Origin of the sequence: Streptomyces sp. MK7 (assembly GCF_032658145.1) — a bacterium.
Taxonomy (GTDB): Bacteria; Actinomycetota; Actinomycetes; order Streptomycetales; family Streptomycetaceae; genus Streptomyces; species Streptomyces spiralis.
Genome location: NZ_JAVACL010000013.1, coordinates 115,302 through 135,777, shown reverse-complemented (window position 1 = coordinate 135,777; position 20,476 = coordinate 115,302). Strand labels below are relative to the sequence as shown.

17 protein-coding genes are annotated in these 20,476 nt (G+C 71.2%); 8 read left to right on the top strand and 9 right to left on the bottom strand.

The window, feature by feature from the left end; translation table 11 throughout:
* Window positions 1-60: 60 nt before the first annotated feature.
* A complete protein-coding gene (serC, locus tag R2S09_RS17350) occupies window positions 61-1,179 on the top strand; it encodes a phosphoserine transaminase (protein ID WP_316741903.1) in 1,119 nt (372 codons plus the stop codon).
* 121 nt (window positions 1,180-1,300) lie between these two features.
* Here serC and R2S09_RS17345 read toward each other — a convergent pair whose 3' ends face one another.
* Both R2S09_RS17345 and R2S09_RS17340 read right to left on the bottom strand, forming a co-directional pair.
* A complete protein-coding gene (locus R2S09_RS17345) occupies window positions 1,301-2,845 on the bottom strand; it encodes a cellulase family glycosylhydrolase (RefSeq protein ID WP_316741902.1) in 1,545 nt (514 codons plus the stop codon).
* 95 nt (window positions 2,846-2,940) lie between these two features.
* Window positions 2,941-3,942: a WD40 repeat domain-containing protein gene (locus R2S09_RS17340; protein ID WP_306186644.1), complete on the bottom strand. Its 1,002-nt coding sequence runs from the start codon at window positions 3,940-3,942 to the stop codon at window positions 2,941-2,943.
* 88 nt (window positions 3,943-4,030) lie between these two features.
* Here R2S09_RS17340 and R2S09_RS17335 point away from each other — a divergent pair, with 88 nt between their 5' ends.
* The 3 genes from R2S09_RS17335 to R2S09_RS17325 all read left to right on the top strand — a co-directional run bounded on the left by R2S09_RS17335 (window position 4,031) and on the right by R2S09_RS17325 (window position 6,447).
* Complete coding sequence (locus R2S09_RS17335) at window positions 4,031-4,714, top strand: GDSL-type esterase/lipase family protein (RefSeq protein ID WP_316741901.1); 684 nt, start codon at window positions 4,031-4,033, stop codon at window positions 4,712-4,714.
* Window positions 4,715-4,802: 88 nt separating this feature from the next.
* Complete coding sequence (locus R2S09_RS17330; RefSeq protein ID WP_306186646.1) at window positions 4,803-5,393, top strand: Uma2 family endonuclease; 591 nt, start codon at window positions 4,803-4,805, stop codon at window positions 5,391-5,393.
* Between the two features lie 61 nt (window positions 5,394-5,454).
* The gene (locus tag R2S09_RS17325) at window positions 5,455-6,447 is read left to right on the top strand and encodes an aldo/keto reductase (protein WP_316741900.1); all 993 of its coding nucleotides are present in this window, start codon (window positions 5,455-5,457) and stop codon (window positions 6,445-6,447) included.
* A gap of 160 nt (window positions 6,448-6,607) precedes the next feature.
* Here R2S09_RS17325 and thpR read toward each other — a convergent pair whose 3' ends face one another.
* Window positions 6,608-7,180: an RNA 2',3'-cyclic phosphodiesterase gene (gene thpR / locus R2S09_RS17320; protein WP_306186650.1), complete on the bottom strand. Its 573-nt coding sequence runs from the start codon at window positions 7,178-7,180 to the stop codon at window positions 6,608-6,610.
* Window positions 7,181-7,295: 115 nt separating this feature from the next.
* On the opposite strand from thpR, the gene R2S09_RS17315 reads away from it, so the two are divergent.
* Complete coding sequence (locus R2S09_RS17315; RefSeq protein WP_316741897.1) at window positions 7,296-7,883, top strand: Uma2 family endonuclease; 588 nt, start codon at window positions 7,296-7,298, stop codon at window positions 7,881-7,883.
* A gap of 16 nt (window positions 7,884-7,899) precedes the next feature.
* Here R2S09_RS17315 and R2S09_RS17310 read toward each other — a convergent pair whose 3' ends face one another.
* On the bottom strand, window positions 7,900-9,165 hold the full coding sequence (locus R2S09_RS17310) for an MFS transporter (RefSeq protein ID WP_372337676.1): 1,266 nt from the start codon (window positions 9,163-9,165) through the stop codon (window positions 7,900-7,902).
* A gap of 217 nt (window positions 9,166-9,382) precedes the next feature.
* Complete coding sequence (locus R2S09_RS17305) at window positions 9,383-9,820, bottom strand: MarR family transcriptional regulator (protein ID WP_316741895.1); 438 nt, start codon at window positions 9,818-9,820, stop codon at window positions 9,383-9,385.
* A gap of 157 nt (window positions 9,821-9,977) precedes the next feature.
* On the opposite strand from R2S09_RS17305, the gene R2S09_RS17300 reads away from it, so the two are divergent.
* Window positions 9,978-10,160 carry a ribbon-helix-helix protein, CopG family gene (locus R2S09_RS17300; protein WP_316741893.1) on the top strand — a complete coding sequence of 61 codons (183 nt, stop codon included), beginning with the start codon at window positions 9,978-9,980 and terminating at the stop codon, window positions 10,158-10,160.
* A 71-nt stretch (window positions 10,161-10,231) separates the two neighbouring features.
* Here R2S09_RS17300 and R2S09_RS17295 read toward each other — a convergent pair whose 3' ends face one another.
* Window positions 10,232-11,683 carry an NCS2 family permease gene (locus R2S09_RS17295; protein WP_306186659.1) on the bottom strand — a complete coding sequence of 484 codons (1,452 nt, stop codon included), beginning with the start codon at window positions 11,681-11,683 and terminating at the stop codon, window positions 10,232-10,234.
* Between the two features lie 300 nt (window positions 11,684-11,983).
* Here R2S09_RS17295 and R2S09_RS17290 point away from each other — a divergent pair, with 300 nt between their 5' ends.
* Window positions 11,984-12,292, top strand: coding sequence for a DUF2530 domain-containing protein (locus tag R2S09_RS17290; RefSeq protein ID WP_306186661.1), 309 nt, complete (start codon window positions 11,984-11,986; stop codon window positions 12,290-12,292).
* A 171-nt stretch (window positions 12,293-12,463) separates the two neighbouring features.
* Window positions 12,464-14,881: a cation-translocating P-type ATPase gene (locus R2S09_RS17285; protein WP_316741891.1), complete on the top strand. Its 2,418-nt coding sequence runs from the start codon at window positions 12,464-12,466 to the stop codon at window positions 14,879-14,881.
* 7 nt (window positions 14,882-14,888) lie between these two features.
* Here R2S09_RS17285 and R2S09_RS17280 read toward each other — a convergent pair whose 3' ends face one another.
* From R2S09_RS17280 to R2S09_RS17270, 3 genes are all read right to left on the bottom strand, one after another.
* Complete coding sequence (locus R2S09_RS17280; RefSeq protein WP_306186665.1) at window positions 14,889-15,740, bottom strand: hypothetical protein; 852 nt, start codon at window positions 15,738-15,740, stop codon at window positions 14,889-14,891.
* Window positions 15,741-16,104: 364 nt separating this feature from the next.
* Window positions 16,105-19,233, bottom strand: a complete 3,129-nt coding sequence (locus R2S09_RS17275) for a sacsin N-terminal ATP-binding-like domain-containing protein (RefSeq protein ID WP_316741890.1) — start codon at window positions 19,231-19,233, stop codon at window positions 16,105-16,107.
* A gap of 147 nt (window positions 19,234-19,380) precedes the next feature.
* Window positions 19,381-20,307: a DUF3027 domain-containing protein gene (locus R2S09_RS17270; RefSeq protein ID WP_316741889.1), complete on the bottom strand. Its 927-nt coding sequence runs from the start codon at window positions 20,305-20,307 to the stop codon at window positions 19,381-19,383.
* Window positions 20,308-20,476 lie beyond the last annotated feature (169 nt).

Genomic DNA, 20,476 nt, shown 5'->3' with positions numbered 1-20,476 from the left:
CTCGTCTCATCCGACGGACATGTTTCCGTCCGGTTTCACCGAAGAGATACGCTCCGGCTCGTGGCTGAGATCCAGATTCCCTCTGACATCAAGCCCGCGGACGGACGTTTCGGCGCGGGTCCCTCCAAGGTGCGGACGGAGGCGCTGGACGCCCTCGCCGCCACCGGCACGTCCCTCATGGGCACCTCCCACCGCCAGGCCCCCGTCAAGAACCTGGTCGGCAAGGTGCGCGAGGGCATCGCCCAGCTCTTCTCGCTCCCCGACGGCTACGAGGTGATCCTCGGCAACGGCGGCTCCACCGCCTTCTGGGACATCGCCACCCACGGCCTGATCGAGCACAAGTCCCAGCACCTGAGCTTCGGCGAGTTCTCCTCGAAGTTCGCCAAGGCGGCCAAGCTCGCCCCGTGGCTCGCCGAGCCCACCGTCGTCTCCGCCGATCCCGGCACCCACCCCGATCCGCAGGCCGAGGCGGGCGTGGACGTCTACGCCTTCACCCACAACGAGACCTCGACCGGCGTGGCCATGCCCATCAAGCGCGTCGCGGGCGCCGACGAGGGCGCGCTGGTCCTGGTGGACGCCACCTCCGGCGCCGGCGGCCTCCCGGTCGACGTCGCCGAGACCGACGTGTACTACTTCGCCCCGCAGAAGTCCTTCGCCTCCGACGGCGGCCTGTGGATCGGCGTGTTCTCCCCGGCCGCCATCGAGCGCGCCGAGCGGATCCACGCCTCCGGCCGTCACGTCCCGGAGTTCTTCAGCCTTCCCACGGCGATCGACAACTCCCGCAAGAACCAGACGTACAACACCCCGGCCCTCGCCACCCTCTTCCTGCTGAACCAGCAGCTGGAGTGGCTCAACGGCCAGGGCGGCCTCGACTGGTCGGTCCGCCGCACGGCCACCTCCGCGCGCACGCTGTACGGCTGGGCGGAGGACGTGAAGTTCGCGACCCCGTTCGTGACCGACCCGGCCAAGCGCTCCCAGGTCATCGGCACGATCGACTTCTCCGACGAGGTCGACGCCGCCGCCGTCGCCAAGGTCCTGCGCGCCAACGGCATCGTGGACACCGAGCCCTACCGCAAGCTGGGCCGCAACCAGCTCCGCATCGCGATGTTCCCCGCGATCGACCCGGCGGACGTCGAGGCCCTGACGAAGTGCGTCGACTACGTGATCGAGAGGCTCTGACCTCTCGGGTACTACGTGAGAACGGTGAAGGGCGCCCGGTGAACACCGGGCGCCCTCGCCTTTCACGACGCCGTACGGCTCACGCTCGCCTTTCACGACGCCCCGCGGCTCACCTCGGCGTTTACGACGCCGTGCAGCTCACGCTCGGCGCGCTGCCGCCCCCGGGTGCTCCCCCGAAGCCGAAGCCGGTCGAACCGCCCGCCGGGACCGAGCCGTTGTGGTCGGCGTTCGTCACCGTCACGGTCGAACCGCTCTGCGTGTAGGTCGCGTTCCACATGCTGGTGATCTTCTGGGATCCGCTCCAGGTCCAGGTCACCTTCCAGGACGACAGCGCGGTCGTCCCGGTGTTCTTCACGGTCACGTCCGCGTTGAAGCCGCTCCCCCAGTCGCTGCTGACGGTGTACGTGGCGCTGCAGGCGGGGGTGGATCCGCTGCCGCCGCCGTCACCGCCGCCGCCACTGTCCCCGCCGCCCGCCGGGAACCCGGGGGCCTTGATGCTCGCCAGGTAGCCGTCCTTGACGGTGTCCACGGTCTGCCAGTCGTCCTTGAGGATGCCGCCGGTGTCGCCGGAGTCGGGGTTCCAGGACCAGAAGGTCCACTGGAAGCTGTCGGCGCCGTACGTCGACGTCGGACGCAGGTAACTCACCAGTGCGGACAGCCACTTCTGGTCCACCGTCGACTGCAGCGTCGTACCGAACTCGCCCACCCACACGGGGGCGATGTTCTGCTTGAAGAGGTATCCCCAGTACTTGTCCCAGATGCCGGGCATGTTGGCCGGGAAGGACGGGTCGCTGAACCAGCTCTGCTGGGCGACGCTGGTGGCGTAGTCGTGGGCGGAGTAGACGAGGCGGTTGGCGACGTCGAGGCGTACCGGGTACTGCCCGGCGCCCATCAGGTTGCCGCCCCACCAGCCGGAGACGCCGTTGAAGGTCTGGGTGCCCTCGACGAAGATCAGCAGGTCGGGGTTGACGGACAGGACCGCGTTGCCGGCGCGCTCGGCGGCCAGGCGCCAGTCGGTCGACTGGTCGCCGCAGCCCCAGCAGGCGGGGTCGTGGGGCTCGTTGTGCAGGTCGATGCCGATGACGGTGTCCTGGCCCTTGTAGCGGGTGGCCAGCGCCTTCAGATCGGCGATCCACGTCGACTCGGGGACGGCGGAGGTGTACCAGAGGGCCGACTGGCCGCCGGAGTCCGGCCGGTGGCGGTCGAGGATGACCTTCAGGCCGTCGTGGCCCGCGTACGCCACGATCCTGTCCATGATCTGAAGGGGGGTCAGCCCCTGCAGATCGGTGTTCATGCCGTTGAAGTTGATGCTGTCGGCGGTGGTGCCGGCCTTGAAGATGTCGTCGCTGTAGGGCAGCCGGATGGTGTTGTAGCCCAGCGACTTCATCTGGTCGATCATGCTCTTGTAGTCCCGGGACCACAGGCCGTGGGCCACGTGGTTGCCGGTCTCGAAGCCGAACCAGTTGATGCCGGCGATACGGACGGGGTTCCCGGCCGCGTCCAGGATCTGGCGTCCGCTGGTGTGCCAGTAGCCGGCGCCCGCCGCCGCGGTGGTGGCGTCGGCGGCGTGGGCGGCCGTCGGGGCGGCGAGACCGGCACCCACCCCCAGCGGTACCAGGAGCGCCGCGGCGGCCGTGCACAGCGCTCTTCGCAAACTGCGGAACATGTCGCTGCTGTCCTCTCGGAGGCGCGGGCCCGGAACAGAATGGGAGCGCTCCCAAACCCCGCGTCACCCATGGAACGCGAATTGTCGGAGGCCCGTCAAGACCGTCGACGCAACATCCGTCCCAGCCCGAAGACCGCGACCGCCGCCACGACGACCGCGACCGCGCCCGTCTTGAGCTCGCCGGAGATGCCCACGCCACTCCCGCCGGACGCCTGCGCGCCCGAGGCGCCACCGCCCGACGACGGCTTCGAGGCCCCGCCGCCCCCGCGGCCGGGCGCGGGCTCCGCCTGCACGGGGCTGTCCTCGCCCTCGCTGCCGTACATCAGCCTGGTGCCGTCGGTGCTGTACGTGACCGACTCGCCCTGCCCCTGCAACGGCACCTCCAGCCTGCCCTCGCGCTTGATCCTCCCGCCGTTCCAGTCGTAGTAGATCCCGCCGAAGTAGCCGCGTACGGCCAGCTGGGTGCCGTCGGGGGAGAAGGCGGCGTCGGTGGCCCACAGGTCGACGGGCGCGACGGGCTTGAAGACGTTGGTCCCGGTGGGCGACAGACGGGCCGGACCCTCGAACAGGTGACCGCCGTTCTCCTTCTTGTCGATGATGTACACCCGCCCGGTCTTCGGGTGCACGACGAGCGACTCGGCGTTGCGCGGGCCGTCCGCGTACTTCACCACGTACTGCGTGGCCCGGATCGTCTGGTCCTTGAGCGCCTTCGGCTCGGGCAGCTTGTAGATCCACACGTACGGCCAGGTTCCGTCGCGGTTGTCGCCGATGTCGCCGACGTAGATCTGGTTGCCGGGGCCGATGGAGATGGCCTCGACGTCGCGGGGCCGGCCGATGCCGCTGAGCGTGACGGTGGCGACGGTCTTGCCGGTCCTGGAGTCCACGGCGTAGATGTAGGGGCCGTCCTCGCTGTCGTTGTGCGTCCAGTAGATGCCCGGGTGCAGATGCGAGGCGGCCAGCCCGCTGGACTCCTTGATCCGGGGGTCCTTGATCGTGAAGCCGCCGTCCCCGTCGGCGGCGCAGGCGGGCGCGGCGGCGGGCAGGGCGAAGGCGCCCACGAGGAGGGCTCCGGCGAGGAGGGCGAACGGTCGGCGCATTCCCCAAGCCTGCCATCACACGGGCCCGTTCACATGAGGTGGCGGGCCTCACATCGCACCCGCCGCGTCGATCGTCCATCATGAGCGGATGCTCAGGTTCATGCCCGTCGGCGACTCCATGACGATCGGCAGCGCGGGCGAACACACATGGCGTCACCGGCTGTGGCAGCACCTGTGCGCGACGTACGGCGGCCCGTTCACCTTCGTCGGGCCGCGCGAGGCGCTGTACGACAAGACGGCCGACGCGCCGACCTCGTACGCCTACGCCGACCCCGGCTTCCCCCGCGCCCATCTGGCCGGCTGGGGCGAGGGCTGGCTGCACATGGCTCCGCTGATCGGCGGGGCGGTGCGCGAGTACCGGGCGGATGTGCTGCTGGTCTCGCTGGGCCTGATAGACCTCGGCTTCTACACGAGCGCCGAGCAGACGGCGGAGAACGTACGGGCGTTCGTCGCGGGCGCACGGGAGGCGAACCCGCACGTCCGCATGGTGCTGCTGCCGGTGATCCCGAACATCCGGGCGGAGGCGGACGCGCTCTTCGCCGCCCAGGTGGACCTCTTCAACGCCCTGCTCGCGAAAGCGGCCGCCGACCTGGACGAGCCCCGCTCGCCCCTCCTGCTCGCCTCGCCTCCGAAGTCGTACGACATCCACGCCGACACCTACGACGGCACGCACCCCAACGCGAGCGGCGAGCACGGGATCGCGGGGGCCTTCGCGGGGGCGATGTGGGAGGCATGGGGGGTCGGACAGCCGTACGCGGCCGGAACAAGCTGACCGAATTGCGGCGTCTCCCGGTCACTGTGCGTATCGTTGTACTGCGCGGCTGCACCTGACCGTGGTGCGGCCGGGGAGGAGCGCCACGATGACCGTCCTTGAAGACAGGATCGAGATGGCCGACGCCGACGCCAACACCGAGCGTCTGGACGAGTGGTTCGAGCGGCTTGAGCACATGCCCGTCCCCGAGGGATACAGGGTCGAGATCGTCGGGGGCAACGTCTTCATGACACCGCAGCGGGACACTCACTGGAACATCACCTTTCGGATCGCAGGAGTTGTCGCGGCCAAGTTCGGAGTGGAGAGGGTGTTCTCGGACGTCCGCATCGACTTCCCGGGCCACGAGAACGGCCTCTGCCCGGACGTCGCCCTGCTCAAGGACTCCGCGAAGAAGGACGAGACGGGCCACTGGCGCTACCAGGACGTGGTGTTCGTCGCCGAGGTCATCTCCCAGGGCACGGCCGCCAACGACTACGGCCCGAAGAGGTTCGCCTATGCGGAGGCCGAGGTCCCCGTGTACGTCATCGCCGATCCCTACCAGGGCCGGTGCCACGTCTACACCGACCCCAAGCAGGGCGACTACGCCGAGCCGACGAGGGTGGACTTCGGCAACGACATCGACCTCACCGGCACCGTGGTCGACCTCGTGCTCAAGACGGACGGGTTCCCCCGCGACTGACGGCGTACCAGCCACAATCCCCCTTGCCTCGAGCGCACTCCAGGCCGTTGGCTTGGAGACCATGAAGTACACACAGCTCGGACGCACGGGACTCAAGGTCAGCCGACTCGTCCTCGGGACGATGAACTTCGGGCCGCAGACCGACGAGTCCGACAGTCACGCGATCATGGACGCGGCGCTGGACGCCGGGATCAACTTCTTCGACACCGCCAATGTCTACGGGTGGGGCGAGAACAAGGGCCGTACCGAGTCCATCATCGGCAACTGGTTCGCGAAGGGCGGCGACCGGCGCGACAAGGTCGTCCTCGCCACCAAGGTCTACGGCAACATGGGTGCCGACGGCGAGGCCTGGCCCAACCACGACAAGCTCTCGGCCCTCAACATCCGGCGCGCGGTCGACGCCAGCCTGAAGCGGCTGCGAACCGACCACATCGACGTCTACCAGTTCCACCACATCGACCGGAACACGCCCTTCGAGGAGATCTGGCAGGCCGTCGACGTCCTGGTCCAGCAGGGCAAGATCCTCTACGTCGGCTCCTCCAACTTCCCCGGCTACAAGATCGCCCAGGCCAACGAGATCGCGGCCCGCCGGGGCGGGAACGTCGGTCTTGTCAGCGAGCAGTGCCTGTACAACCTCGCGGAGCGCCGCGCCGAGATGGAGGTCATCCCGGCGGCCCGGGACTACGGCCTCGGGGTCATCCCCTGGTCTCCGCTGCACGGCGGACTGCTGGGCGGGGTCATCAAGAAAGAGGTCCAGGGCGGGCGCCGCGCCTCCGGGCGGGCCGCCACCACGCTGGCCGACCCCGTCGCCCGGGCCCAGATCCAGTCCTACGAGGACCTGCTCGACAAGCACGGACTTCAGCCCGGCGAGGTCGCGCTGGCCTGGCTGCTCACCCGGCCCGGCGTGACCGGCCCGATCGTCGGCCCGCGCACCGCCGAGCAGCTGGCGTCCGCGCTGCGGGCCGTCGAGCTGGAGCTGAGCGCGGAGCTGCTGGCCGGGCTGGACGAGATCTTCCCGGGCACCGGACCCTCCCCGGAGGCCTTCGCCTGGTGAGACCGGCCGGTCACCGATCGACCGCGGCGGCCGTGCTCGATGTGCGCGGTGTGCTCGGCGTCACCTGCCGAGCGCGGCCGCCAGGGCGACGACGGCGAACATCAGCACAAGCGCGACGGCCATGATCCGGTTCCGGGTTTTCGGGTCCACGTATTCGAGACTAACCGGCGCCGCCGAGTGCCCAGCGGGCGACCGGCTCGTAGCGGGGCCGCTCGCCCGCCACGCCCGACTTCGGCAGGTTGCTGCGGACGAGGACCAGCTCGTCCACCGTCCAGGTGCGACTGGTGAACCCCGTGAGCACCTGGACGTGCGGCCGTACGTCCACGACGTCCCGGCCGCGCGCCACCGTCAGGTGGGCCTTGTAGCGGCGGTGCTCCCCCATCTCCACGCCCGCCCTGCGCGCCGCGGCCTCCGCGCGCTCGGCGAGGAACCCCATGGTGCGCAGGTCGCCGTCGGCGCCCGTCCACAGCACCTTCCCGCGGCCGAACTGGCCGCCGCCGCGCAACGCGATCTCGAACGGTTCGGTACGGTGCGCGGCCCTGCCCAGCCGCTCCGACAGCTCCGGCAGGAGCTCCTCGTCGACCTCGCCGTAGAAGGCAAGTGTGAAGTGCCACCCCGGGCGCCCGGTCCAGCGCAGCCGGTCCGCGCCGGGCAGCTTCTTCAGGGCGTCGATCTCCTGCGCGAGCGCGCCGAGGACGTCCTCGGGAGGCAGTACGGCGGCGAAGAGTCTCATGGGGCCAGTGTCCCCGCCGGGCGGCCGGAAGGCCCGGGCGTGTCCTGGTCACCGTGCGTATCGTTGTACTGCGCGGCTGCGCTCGTCGGTGAGGCAGCCGGGGAGGAGCGCCACGATGACCGTCCTTGAAGACCGGATCGCGATGGCCGAGAGCGACAACACGATCACGCTCGACGAGATGTTCGAGCGGCTCGAGAAGATGCCCGTCCCCGAGGGATACAAGGTCGAGATCGTCGAGGGGACCGTCTTCATGTCCCCACAGCGGGACACCCACTGGGAGATCATCGCGGACATCTACGAGCAGCTGCGGACCAAGTACCCCCGCAAGCGGGTGAAGTCCGATGTCCGCATCGACTACCCGGGTCACCTCAACGGGTTCGCGACCGACGTGACGGTGATGGCCGAGGACGCCGCCAAGACGGAGGGCGGCCGCTGGCGCTGCGAGGACGTCGAGTTCGTCGCCGAGGTCATCTCCAAGGGCACCGCCGCCAACGACTACGGCCCGAAGAAGACCGCCTACGCCAAGGCCGGGGTGCCCGTCTTCATCATCGCCGACCCCTACCGGGGTGAGTGCCGCATCTGCACCCACCCCAGAGACGGCAGGTACGCCGTCGAGGTGAAGGCCGATTTCGGCGAGGAACTGGACCTCACGGGCACCCCTCTCGGCCTCGTCCTCAAGACCGACGAGTTCCCCCGCGACTGACCTCCCGGCCCCGGCCTCACGCCGCCGGGGCAAGCTCCTCCTTGGGTACGAACCGGACCCGAGGATGGCCGCGGTGCCAGCCGACGGCCAGGCGCAGGCCGCCCACGCGGGCCAGGGCCAGGCCGATGGTGACCGCGGCGGTGAGCGAGACGGCGCCGCCGAGGGCGAAGCCGGTCCGGGCGCCGTAGGCGTCGGTGACCCAGCCGACCACGGGTGCGCCGAGCGGTGTGCCGCCCACGAAGACCATCATGAACAGGGCCATCACGCGGCCGCGCATGGCGGGGTCGGTGGCCATCTGCACCGCGGTGTTCGCCGTGACGTTGACGGTCAGGCCGAAGATGCCGATCGGGGCCATCAGCAGGGCGAACAGCCAGTACGACGGGGCCAGCGCGGCCACGACCTCCAGGGTGCCGAAGGCGGCCGCGGCCGCGATCAGCACGCGCATCCGGGCGGTGCCGCGGCGGGCCGCGAGCAGCGCGCCGATCAGGGAGCCGATCGCCATCACGGTGTTGAAGAGGCTGTAGCCGCCGGCGCCGGCGTGGAAGATGTCGTCGGCGTACGCCGACAGCCACACCGGGAAGTTGAAGCCGAAGGTGCCGATGAAGCCGACCAGGACGATCGGCCAGATCAGATCGGGGCGTCCGGCGACGTAGCGCAGGCCCTCACGGAGCTGGCCCTTGCCGCGCGGGGCGCGTTCGACCACATGCAGCTCGCGGGCGCGCATCAGCAGCAGGCCGGCGATCGGGGCGAGGAAGGACAGGCCGTTGGCGAGGAACGCCCAGCCGGTGCCGACGCCGGTGATCATGAGGCCCGCGACGGCGGGACCGATCAGGCGGGCGGACTGGAAGTTCGCCGAGTTCAGGCTGACCGCGTTCTGCAGCTGCTTCGGGCCGACCATCTCCGAGACGAAGGACTGGCGGGCCGGGTTGTCGACGACGGTCGCGAGGCCGACGGCGAAGGCGGCGAGGTAGACATGCCAGACCTGGACGTGGCCGGTGAGCGTGAGCGCGGCGAGCACCAGGCCGGTGACGGCCATCGAGGACTGGGTGACCAGCAGCGCGGGCCGCTTGGGCAGACGGTCGACGAGTACGCCGCCGTAGAGGCCGAAGAGCAGCATCGGCAGGAACTGCAGGGCTGTGGTGATGCCGACGGCGGCCGAGGAGCCGGTGAGGGAGAGCACCAGCCAGTCCTGGGCGATGCGCTGCATCCAGGTGCCGGTGTTGGAGACGACCTGGCCCAGGAAGAACAGGCGGTAGTTCCTGATCTTCAGCGAGCTGAACATCGAGGTCTTGCGGGGGGCGCGGGGGACGTCCGGGGATCTCCGGGAGTCCGGGGCGTTCGGGGAGTCGTGGGTGTGCGAGGAGTTGTAGGGGTTCGGTGCGGGGGCGGAAGCTGCTCCGGGTCCCGTACTCAAAGGGGTTCGCCTCCTTCTGGCTGCGTGTGCGCCTCCGGGGGCGTGCTCCATCCGCCCCCGCGGCTCACTCGCCGGCTGACGTGCTTCACAGATGCGCGAGCTTTTCCAGCACGGGGGCGGCCGCGCGCAGTTTCGCCCACTCGTCCTCGTCGAGGCCCTCGACCAGGCCGGCCAGGAAGGCGTTCCGCTTGCCGCGGCTCTCCTCGAGCATGGTCTCGGCCTGCTCGGTCCTGGTGACGACCTTCTGGCGCCGGTCCTCGGGGTGCGGCTCCAGCCGGACCAGTCCCTTGGCCTCCAGCAGCGCCACGATGCGGGTCATCGACGGCGGCTGCACGTGCTCCTTGCGGGCGAGCTCGCCCGGCGTGGCGCTGCCGCATCTGGACAGGGTGCCCAGCACCGACATCTCGGTGGGGCTGAGCGATTCGTCGACCCGCTGGTGCTTGAGCCGACGGGACAACCGCATCACGGCGGATCGCAGGGAGTTCACGGCGGCGGCGTCGTCGCCATGGCTAAGGTCCAGCATGTTCTTTAGAGTAACTCATTACTCTCGCTAAAGACCACCGGGGACACGCACGTGTGCGGTGACTCTGACCACTACCGGTCACAAATGTCACTCATATGGGTGATCCACGCGCGGAACGTGACACACCGCGCGGAAGTGTGCCGCGACCCTCGACTGCATGGGAACCGATGTGCTCAGCCTGCGCATGGACCGCGAGCTGCTCGAACGGCTCCGGTCCCATGCCGCGAAAAGAGGAATGAGCGTCCAGGACTATGTCGTCCGGACGCTCATTCGCAATGACTTCGACGAGCGGTTCCAGGCCGCCGTCGAGAAGACCGAGCGGTTCTACGGGGTTCCGTGACCCCCGGCCGCGGGAACCCCCGCCGCGGCCGGGATCACCCTCGACGACCGGGCTCCCCCCGGTCACCGGGATCAGGTCAGGCCCAGGGCCGGCATCAGGTAGTAGAAGGCGAACACCGCCGCCACCACGTACATCGCCGCGGGCACCTCGCGACCGCGGCCGGCGGCCAGGCGCAGCGCCACGAAGGTGATGAAGCCCATGCCGATGCCGTTGGTGATCGAGTAGGTGAACGGCATCATCAGCATCGTCACGAAGGCCGGGACGGCGATCGTGTAGTCCGCCCAGTCGATCTCCTTGACCGCACCGGACATGATCAGGAAGCCGACCGCGACCAGGGCCGGGGTGGCCGCCTGGGACGGGACCATCGTGGCGACCGGGGTGAGGAAGAGCGCCACGGCGAACAGCGCGCCGGTGACGACGTTGGCGAAGCCGGTGCGCGCCCCCTCGCCGACGCCCGCCGTCGACTCCACGAAGCAGGTGGTGGCCGAGGAGGAGCTGGCGCCACCGGCGGCGACGGCGATGCCGTCGACGAAGAGGACCTTGCTGATGCCCGGCATCTGCCCCTCGGCGTCGGTCAGCTTGGCCTCGTCGCTGACGCCCATGATCGTGCCCATGGCGTCGAAGAAGCAGGACAGCAGCACGGTGAAGACGAACAGGACGCCGGTCAGTACGCCGACCCGGTCGAAGCCGCCGAACAGGCTGACCTTGCCGATCAGGCCGAAGTCGGGGGTGGACACGGGGTTGCCGGGCCACTTCGGGGTGGTCAGGCCCCAGGACGGGATGTGGGTGACGGCGTTGATCACGACCGCGACGACGGTCATCGCGACGATCGAGATCAGGATCGCGCCGGGCACCTTGCGCACGATGAGGGCGAGCGTGAGCAGCACGCCCAGGACGAAGACGAGGACCGGCCAGCCGTTGAGGTGACCGTCGGCGCCCAGCTGGAGCGGGACGGTGGTGTGGGCGGCGTCCGGGATCCGGGAGACGAAGCCGGAGTCGACGAGGCCGATCAGCATGATGAACAGACCGATGCCGATGGAGATGCCCTTGCGCAGGCCGAGCGGCACGGCGTTCATGACGCGCTCGCGCAGCCCGGAGGCGACGAGCAGCATCACGACGAACCCGGCGAGGACGACCATGCCCATGGCGTCGGGCCAGGTCATGCGGGGCGCGAGCTGGAGTGCGACGACGGTGTTGACGCCGAGGCCGGCCGCGAGCGCGATCGGCACGTTGCCGATGACACCCATGAGCAGGGTGGTGAAGGCGGCGGTCAGGGCGGTGGCGGTGACGAGCTGGCCGTTGTCGAGCTGGTGCCCGTACATGTCCTTCGCGCTGCCGAGGATGATCGGGTTCAGCACGATGATGTAGGCCATCGCGAAGAAGGTGGCGAAGCCGCCTCGGATCTCACGGGGCAGGGAGCTGCCTCGCTCGGAGATCTTGAAGTAGCGGTCGAGGGCGCCGTACGCGGGCGGCGTTCCCGGCTTCTCGGGGGCGGGGACCTTGGCGGTGGCCGAGGTGGACATGCAAGTGACCTCAGGGATGCGGGAAGTACGGGACTACCGGAGGTGGAACGGGGGTCAAACGTGATCGAGTCTTGCCGTCTTCGATCACCAACAGGTCTCCCCCACGTTTCTGTTGGGCTTTCGTACGAAGAGAAGCGGCCAGACTCAGACTGTTTCAGTATGAACATATGAAGCCGAAAAGGCTAATCTCCGCGCGTAGACCCATGGGTCACAGGAGCTCGAGGACGGGCTCGGGCACGGGCTCGGAGGTGGGCTCGGGGCCGGGCCTCCCGGGCCGGTGGCGGGCCGTAAGCTGAGCCCATGGCGAAGTGGACCCCCAAGCACGAGGCGCCGGAGCCCCTGGAGGGCCCCGTGGTCGCCACCATCACCGGCGGCACGATCGTCTGGTTCGTCCTCTTCCTGGTCCAGCTCCCCTTCTACGGCTGGTTCGCCGACCACGGCCGCACCTGGTGGCTCTGGACCTGCCTGACCGGCGCCGGCCTCGGCCTGATCGGCATCTGGTACGTCCGCAAGCGCGACGCGGCGATCAAGCGAGCGGCCTCCGCCGGCGAAACGCCCCGCGCGCAACGCCCGGCGTCGGCGGAACAGGCCCCGCCCCGCCGGGACTGAGCGAAGGGGTTGCTGCAGGGGACGCGGCCCCTGCCGGGGTCTGGGGCGCAGCCCCGCCCGGGCACTGGGCCGCAGCCCCAGGGACGGCCACCCCTGTCCCCGCCGAGAGGGGCGGGCAGGCGGGCGAAGGTCAACGAGTCAAGGCGCGCGTCCGCACGTACCGTCGGTTGCATGGCCCACACCGACGCGGGCGCGGAACTCGACCCCGTGCACCCCGTCCCCGTGCCCTTTCCCGTCCCGCCGACGCGGGTGACGCGGGCGGGGGGACTGACCCGTGCCGAGGTCGCCGAGCGTCTCGCCCGCGGCGAGGTCAACGACGTACCGGTGCGCAGCAGCCGCTCACTCGCCGACATCGTCCGCGCGAACGTCCTCACCCGCTTCAACGCGATCATCGGCGTGCTCTGGCTGATCATGCTGTGCGTCGCCCCGATCCAGGACAGCCTCTTCGGCTTCGTGATCCTCGCCAACACCGGCATCGGGATCCTCCAGGAGTGGCGGGCCAAGCAGACCCTCGACTCGCTCGCCGTCATCGGCGAGGCCCGCCCCACGGTCCGCCGCGACGGCACCGCCGTCGCGATCTCCACCTCCGAGATCGTCCTCGACGACGTGATCGAGGTCGGGCCGGGGGACAAGGTGGCCGTCGACGGCGCCTGCGTCGAGGCCGACAGGCTGGAGATCGACGAGTCGCTGCTCACCGGCGAGGCCGACCCCGTCGTCAAGCGGCCCGGCGACCACGTCATGTCCGGCAGCTTCGTCGTCGCCGGCGGCGGCGCCTTCCAGGCCACCCGGGTCGGCCGCGAGGCCTACGCCGCCCGGCTCGCCGAGGAGGCCTCCCGCTTCACCCTGGTCCGCTCCGAGCTGCGCACCGGCATCTCGACCATCCTCAAGTACGTGACGTGGATGATGGTCCCGACCGCCGTCGGCCTCGTCATCAGCCAGCTCGTGGTCAAGGACACCGACCTGAAGGACTCCCTGGCCCGCACCGTCGGCGGCATCGTCCCCATGGTCCCCGAGGGGCTGGTCCTGCTCACCTCCGTCGCCTTCGCCATCGGTGTGATCCGCCTGGGCCGCAAGCAGTGCCTGGTCCAGGAGCTGCCCGCCATCGAGGGGCTGGCCCGCGTCGACACCGTCTGCCTGGACAAGACCGGCACCCTCACCGAGGGCGGCATGGACCTCACCGAGCTGAGGATGCTGAACGGCCACGACGAGTCGTACGTACGCCAGGTCCTCGGCGCCCTCGGCGAGTCCGACCCGCGCCCGAACGCCTCCCTTCAGGCGATCATCGACGCCTGCCCGGACAGCGAGGAGTGGCGGTGCGTGGAGTCGCTGCCCTTCTCCTCCGCCCGCAAGTACAGCGGGGCCAGCTTCAGCGAAAGCAACGGCGAGTCCAGTACGTGGCTGCTGGGTGCCCCGGACGTCCTCCTGCCCGCCGATGCCCCCGCCCTCGCCGAGACCGGGCTGCTGAACGAGCGGGGCCTGCGCGTCCTGCTGCTCGCTCGTGCCGCCCGCGAGCTGGACGACCCCGACGTCGCCCGCGACGCCGTGCCCGCCGCGCTCGTCGTGCTGGATCAGCGGTTGCGGTCCGACGCCGCCGACACTCTGCGCTACTTCGCCGAGCAGAACGTCCACGCCAAGGTCATCTCCGGTGACAACGCGGTCTCCGTGGGCGCGGTGGCCGCCAAGGTGGGTCTCGCCGGTTCCGCCGTCGACGCCCGCCGGCTGCCCGCCGAGCGGGAGGCGATGGCGCGGGAGCTGGACGAGGGGACCGTGTTCGGGCGGGTCACCCCGCAGCAGAAGCGGGACATGGTGGGCGCACTCCAGTCGCGCGGTCACACGGTCGCGATGACCGGTGACGGCGTGAACGACGTCCTCGCCCTGAAGGACGCCGACATAGGCGTGTCGATGGGCTCGGGTTCGGAGGCCACCCGGGCGGTCGCGCAGATCGTGCTGCTGGACAACAGCTTCGCCGTGCTGCCGTCGGTGGTCGCGGAGGGGCGGCGGGTGATCGGCAACATCACCCGGGTGGCGACCCTGTTCCTGGTCAAGACGGTCTACTCGGTGCTGCTGGCCGTGCTGGTGGTGTGCTCGCAGGTGGAGTACCCGTTCCTGCCCCGGCACCTGACCCTGCTGTCCACCCTCACCATCGGCGTCCCCGCCTTCTTCCTGGCCTTCGCCCCGAACACGGAACGGGCCCGGCCGCACTTCGTACGGCGGGTCATGCGCTACGCGGTGCCCGGCGGACTGGTGGCGGCCGTGGCGACGTTCGTGACGTATCTGATCGCCCGCCGGCACTACACCGGGCCCGAGTCGCTCGACGCGGAGACCAGCGCGGCCACGCTCACGCTCTTCCTGGTCTCGATGTGGGTGCTGGCGATCATCGCCCGCCCCTACACCTGGTGGCGGATGGCGCTGGTGGCCGCGATGGGCGTGGCGTTCCTGTGCGTGCTGGCCGTGCCCGCGCTCCAGCACTTCTTCGCGCTGCGGCTGGTGGGGACGGCGATGCCCTGGCTCGCGGTGGGCACCGCCGTCGGCGCGGCGATCGTCCTGGAGTTCCTGTGGAAGCGGGTCGGCCGCCGCTTCCCCGCCTGAGGTGTGCCTACTGCACGTCGACGTAGTCGCCCGTGGCGCTGACCGCCGCGGTGGTCGAGGTGCCGCCGAAGCTGTAGCGGAAGTAGCCGTCGGCGGAGGCGGTGACCGTGGCCTTCAGACGGCCGGAGGAGTCCGTCGTCACGGTCTTGAGCGTGGTGTAGGTGCTGGTGCCCGCCTTGCGGAACTGAAGCTTCACCGACTGGCCGGAATAGCCGTAGTACTTGAGGTAGTCCCAGCTCGCCCGGGTGAGGGTACCGGTGACCGTGATGGTCCCGCCCTTCTTCACCGGCTCCGGCGAGGCGTCGGTGGTGAGCTTGGAGACGCGCTGCAGCAGCGTGGTGCCGAGCTTGTCCTGGTCCTTGTAGCCGATCTTGCTCATGTCCGCCGGGTTGGCGGGGTCCTGGCCGTTGAAGGCGATCGCCTCGGCGGCGGCCGTCCAGCTGCCGGCGTCCGCGCTCTTCAGGTCACCGTCGGCCGGGTAGAAGTCGATGGTGCCCTTGCAGCTGGCGGTGGTCGACGACGTGGCCGTGCAGGTGGCCGGGTTGTCGCCGTAGAACTCCTTGGTGGGGTCGTCGAAGGACCCGCGGTAGATGAACGGGTCGGTGTAGAAGTCCTTCGCGGCGATGTTGACGTCCGCACCGTGGGTCAGCGTGTAGGTGACGGTGGTGCTGACCTTGTAGTAGGTGCCGACCTTGACCTTCGAGGCGATCTTGAAGTTCGAGAAGCCGACGTTCAGGGTGTACGGCGTGCCGTCCGTCCCGGTGGCGGGAGTGGACCCGGTGGCCTGGGCGGCCGGGCCGGTGAGGGCGGTGAGGGCCAGGGCGCCGCAGACGGCGGCCACGGTGGCTCGAATGCGCATGGGGTTCCCCAAGCTGGAGAAGTGATCTAGGAGTCCTTTGACTCGGGTGATCAGATCCGGGAGCGATGGCAAGGGTTGCGGCCCCGCCCCCGGATTTTGTCGCCCCATGCGCATCCCTTGGCATGCCCATTGCCCAGACCCAGCAGTCCCGGGGCCTACGTCCCTGGGCACGCGCAGGCGGGCCGCCCCCACCGGAACCACCCACCCACACTCGGCGCCGCCACCCCAGGACACGCGCCGGGGGGCCGCCCCCACCGGAACCACCCACCCACACTCGGCGCCGCCACCCCTGGACACGCGCCGGGGGCCGCCCTTACAGGGGCCACCCACCCCAACCACCACATGGCCAGCGAAACTCAGGGTCTCAGTCGAACCAGCGGTCGCGGGCCAGTTCCTCCGTGCGGGTCGGGTCCTCCAGCAGGGCGGCCACCTCGAAGCGGCGGGGCCACTGGCCCGACGCCCAGGCGAGACCGGCGGCCACGCCCTCCAGGGTGGCCGCGTGCAGGACGCCGTCGGAGGTGAGACGCCAGTCCAACTCGGTGCCGTCGACGACGAGTTCCTCGTGCTCGACGTACGTGGCGGGCGTGCGCGGGCCGAGCAGGGCCCGTACCGCGTCCGGTACGTCGTGCTCGGTGCCCTCGGAGTCCACGGACCCGGTGACGGACTCGCTCAGCCGCCGCACCTGGAACAGGTCGGCCAGCTCGGCGGCCCGTGACGGCCGTACCGGCAGCAGCGGGACGCCGGAGGTGAACGGCAGCAGGTCCGGGGAGTCGCACACCACGGCGTCGGAGGCGTCCACGACCTCGATCCGTCCGTCGACCACGGCCCGCAGCTCGTCGGGCAGCGTCACCTGCTCCGGATCCAGGTCGGCCAGCGCGCCGTAGAGCGCGTGCAGCTGCGCGGAGGTCACCGGCCGCTCGGGGTCGGCGAGCCGGTCGAGGAGTTCCGCGGCGCCGCCCGGTTCGTCGAGCAACGCGGCGACGGACGTGCGCACACCCAGCGCGCGCAGCACCTGCTCGTCGTCGAAGCCGGTGGCGTCGGCCTCGTCGTACAGGCCGCGCAGCAGCGGGTCGGAGCCGGCGGCGCGCAGGCCGGCCGGGCGGCGCCCGCCGAGCACCGGGTGCCCGCGCAGCCACCACGCGGTGTACGGCCGTACGACCTCGTGGGTGCCGTCCGGCAGCAGGATCCGCACCGGCTGGACGATTGCGTCCCGCAGCGGCGGCCGGGACAGCAGCGCCAGGGCTCGGGGCCACTGGTCGTCGTCGACGAGGTCCAGGTCGCGCACGGCGACGATCTCGGTGGCCACCGGCGGCACCGGGGTGTCCGGGAAGCGGTCCAGGACGTCCTCGCACCACACGTCGACGGCGTCGAGCAGTCCGGGGTCGTCCGGTTCGGGGAAGTCGCCCTCGCGCGGCTCCAGTTCGTCCGGGTCGAGGACGACGTCCGTGGCCCGGACGAGCGCGAAGTCCACCAGGACCCCGCAGGCGGCGAGCGGCCGCTCGCCCCACTTCCCGGCCAGTTCGGGGTCCACGGCCGGGACTTCGCCCTCGCTCATGACCTGCGCGAACGGGCCGCCGGGGAAGACCAGTTCACCGGCCGGGGCGAGCTCGCCGTCCTCGTCGGGCAGGGCGAGCGCGCCGAGCCACGGCTCGTCGCCGGGCTCCAGACCCGCGTCCCGGACCAGGGTGAGCACGGTGTCGGCGAGTTCCTCGGCGTCCGGGGTGTCCTCGTCCCAGCCGCCGGCGTCCTCGTCGAGGGAGGCGGCGACCGCGGCCCGCACCTGCGGGGTGGTGAGCACCGCGCGCGGCGTCGCGGGCAGGGCGCCGAGCTTCTCCAGAACCGGGTGGGCGGCGTCGGGATGGGCGACCTTCAGCCCGAGCCGGGCCAGCACCTCGGGGTCGGCCGGGGCGGCGTCCGGGGTGGGCAGCAGCACCTGACGGGGGCCGATCGTCGTACGGCCGTCGGCGAGGGGCACCGGCAGTCCGGAGAGCCGGTCGGGGTCGACGCCCGCCAGGCTGTCGTACAGCCGCTGCCACCAGCCCGGTTCCTTCTCCAGGCCGGCCAGCCGGTCGATGGCGTCGGTCAGCGGCAGCCGGGCCACGCCCAGCGTGCGCAGCTCCACGCGCCGCTCCAGCCCGGCGGGCAGCAGGGTGGGCAGCACCTCGGCGAGGACCCGCACGGTGTCGGCGCCCGCGCCCTCGACCACCTCGGCGTCCCGGGGCCGCAGCGACTCGGGCAGATCGGTCTCGTGCGCCCTGGGCGGGACGGCGGGCGGCAGGAACGAGGTGCGCGGCAGCCGCTCCAGGACCGCCTGCCGCAGCGCGCCGTCCAGCTCGCCCTTGCCCAGCGGGCCGGGCACGAGGTCGATCACGCCCTCGGCCACCGGCCGCCACTCGGCGAGGAGCCCGGCGTAGGCGTCGGCCGCGCGCTGCACCAGGAAGTCGGTGAGCGGTCCGGGCGCGGTGTGCCGGCGGGTGCTGTCCAGCGGGAACGAGGCGATGAGCAGCGCCGGGACGCCCAGCGGTTCGTCGCTCGGGGTGGGCGCGTGCACCACGGGGCTGGTGCGCGGGCGCACCGGATTGCCGTAGGCGTCGACGGGCACGGCCCAGGTGACCGACCAGTACGGGCGGAGCCGCTCCTCCACCGGCCGGCCGGCCAGCAGGTCGGCGGTGAGGGGGCCGTGGGCGGAGGAGGTGCGCCAGTGGGTGATGCCGTCGCGCGAGTCCTCCACGACGGTGAACGCGCCGTCGGTGCGGCGGCTCAGGGTGCGCGGGCCTTCGTCGCCGATCTCCACCACGACCTCCTCCAGCCCGGGCAGGGCGAGGAGCAGGGCGTCGTCGACGGCGTGCAGCAGCCGTTCGGCGAGGTCGGCGGCGGCCGTGTCGCGCAAGGGCAGGATGACGACCGTGTCGTAGGGGTCGGGGGCGGTGCCCTCGGCGGCGAACGGGAGCCGCAGCAGCGGTACGTGCCCGTCGCGGCGGCGGATCTCGTCGCCGAGCCCGGGGCTGTGCCGGGCGGTCTCCTCGGCCAGGTCGCGGGCCTCGGCCAGGGACCAGCGCACCCCGCCGTGCCGGCCGACGACCGCGGGCTCGTCGGTGACGGCGAGGACGGCGGCGAAGCCGACGCCGAAACGGCCCACGGAGGGTGCCGCCGCGCCGGCGGTGTCCCGCTTGGCGGAGGCGCGCAGCGTCGACAGCGACTCCACGCCGGTCGCGTCCAGCGGGGCGCCGGTGTTGGCGGCGAGGAGGACGCCGTCGCGCAGCGTGAGGCGCAGCCGGCCGGGCACGCCCGCGCGGGCGGCGGCGTCGGCGGCGTTCTGCGCCAGCTCGACCACGAGGCGGTCCCGGTAGCCGCCGAGGACCAGGTCCTCCTCGGCGTTGGCGTCCTCGCGGAACCGGGCCGGGCTGGCCGCCCAGGCGTCCAGCACGCCGCGCCGCAGACGCACGCTCCCGAACGGGTCGCCTCCGGCGGACGGCTGCACCAACATGCTCACGTTGTTCATTCTCCTCACGAGAAAGCAGCCCGTCCGGCGCTTGAGGACGAGGCCGTCAAGGCCGACGGGGGTCTGGGGCAGAGCCCGCAGGGACACGAGCCACGACGCACCCGCGGAGACGCACCCGCAGAAGAAAGCGCACCGAGCCTACGAGTGCCCCAGCTCCGCCGCATCCTCGTCGGAGACGTCGGGCACCGAGCCGGAGTCCTTGGCCGGCCGCAGCGGGAACGGGTCCACCCGCGTCTCGTCGATCACCGGCGGAGCCGGCTGGGGCGGCTTCGGCATGACCGCGGCCTCGGAGTGCCCGCCGCAGCCGTACGTCAGGGACACCACACGCCCGTCGGCCGGGGAGAACTCGTTGGCGCACACCCCGAAGGCCTGCCCCAGGGAGCCGCCGATCGGCATCAGGAAGCCGCAGGTCACGCAGGACGCCGGGGCCGCCTGCGCCATCGGGGTCTTCGCGCCGTACGACTCCTCCCAGCGGTCGGCGGCGACATGCAGGCCGTAGCGGGACAGGACCCGGGCGCGGCGCATGCCCAGTTCCTCGGCGACCGCCGCGATGGAGCCGCGCGAGGGTGCCGCGGGCAGGTTCTTCGGCGGGCCGGCGGTGACGTCGGCGTCCTCGGCCTCGACCAGTTCGGCCATGTCGGCGGAGACGGCGGCGTTCGGCGTGGGCTCGTCCTGGCCGGAGAAACCGGGCTCCAGGCGGAGGTCCTCGGCGTCGGTGGGCAGCAGGTCGCCGGGGCCCATGTCGCCGGGGCGCAGCCGCTCGCTCCACGGCACCCACTCGGGGGCGAGCAGCGCGTCGGGGCCGGGCAGCAGGACGGCCTCGTCCAGGGTGACGATCTTCGCGCGGGAGGCGCGGGCCACCGTCACCGCCCAGCGCCAGCCCCGGTAGCCGAGCTCCTTGCACTCGAAGAAGTGCGTGACGACGCGGTCACCCTCGGAGACCAGGCCCGCGTGCTCGCCGACGACGCCGGGCGCGGCCACCTCCTCGGCTGCGGAGCGGGCGAGGTCGACGGCCTCGGCGCACAGGCGGTCGGGGGTGCGGCTTCGCGTGCTCGCTGCGCTCACAGGTATCGCTTCTCTCCTACGCCGTCTTCCGGGTGCGCCGGCCTGAAGGCGGCGGGGCGGGCGGAGCGGACCCGTGGACCGCGTCGACGTCCGCGCCCGATCGCGCTCGGGCGCACCTACGTCATCCATTCTGCGGTATGCACGTAAGGCGCGCGGCCGAGAACGTTCG

Bases quoted from the DNA above. Each gene is read 5' to 3' on its own strand.
- R2S09_RS17295 (WP_306186659.1), bottom strand. From the start codon at position 11,683: ATGTCCACCTCGGCCACCGCCAAGGTCCCCGCCCCCGAGAAGCCGGGA.
- R2S09_RS17315 (WP_316741897.1), top strand. From the start codon at position 7,296: ATGACCGTCCTTGAAGACCGGATCGCGATGGCCGAGAGCGACAACACG.
- R2S09_RS17340 (WP_306186644.1), bottom strand. From the start codon at position 3,942: ATGCGCCGACCGTTCGCCCTCCTCGCCGGAGCCCTCCTCGTGGGCGCC.
- R2S09_RS17310 (WP_372337676.1), bottom strand. From the start codon at position 9,165: ATGTTCAGCTCGCTGAAGATCAGGAACTACCGCCTGTTCTTCCTGGGC.
- thpR (WP_306186650.1), bottom strand. From the start codon at position 7,180: ATGAGACTCTTCGCCGCCGTACTGCCTCCCGAGGACGTCCTCGGCGCG.
- R2S09_RS17330 (WP_306186646.1), top strand. From the start codon at position 4,803: ATGACCGTCCTTGAAGACAGGATCGAGATGGCCGACGCCGACGCCAAC.
- R2S09_RS17335 (WP_316741901.1), top strand. From the start codon at position 4,031: ATGCTCAGGTTCATGCCCGTCGGCGACTCCATGACGATCGGCAGCGCG.
- R2S09_RS17325 (WP_316741900.1), top strand. From the start codon at position 5,455: ATGAAGTACACACAGCTCGGACGCACGGGACTCAAGGTCAGCCGACTC.
- R2S09_RS17305 (WP_316741895.1), bottom strand. From the start codon at position 9,820: ATGCTGGACCTTAGCCATGGCGACGACGCCGCCGCCGTGAACTCCCTG.
- R2S09_RS17290 (WP_306186661.1), top strand. From the start codon at position 11,984: ATGGCGAAGTGGACCCCCAAGCACGAGGCGCCGGAGCCCCTGGAGGGC.
- R2S09_RS17300 (WP_316741893.1), top strand. From the start codon at position 9,978: ATGGGAACCGATGTGCTCAGCCTGCGCATGGACCGCGAGCTGCTCGAA.
- R2S09_RS17285 (WP_316741891.1), top strand. From the start codon at position 12,464: ATGGCCCACACCGACGCGGGCGCGGAACTCGACCCCGTGCACCCCGTC.
- R2S09_RS17280 (WP_306186665.1), bottom strand. From the start codon at position 15,740: ATGCGCATTCGAGCCACCGTGGCCGCCGTCTGCGGCGCCCTGGCCCTC.
- R2S09_RS17345 (WP_316741902.1), bottom strand. From the start codon at position 2,845: ATGTTCCGCAGTTTGCGAAGAGCGCTGTGCACGGCCGCCGCGGCGCTC.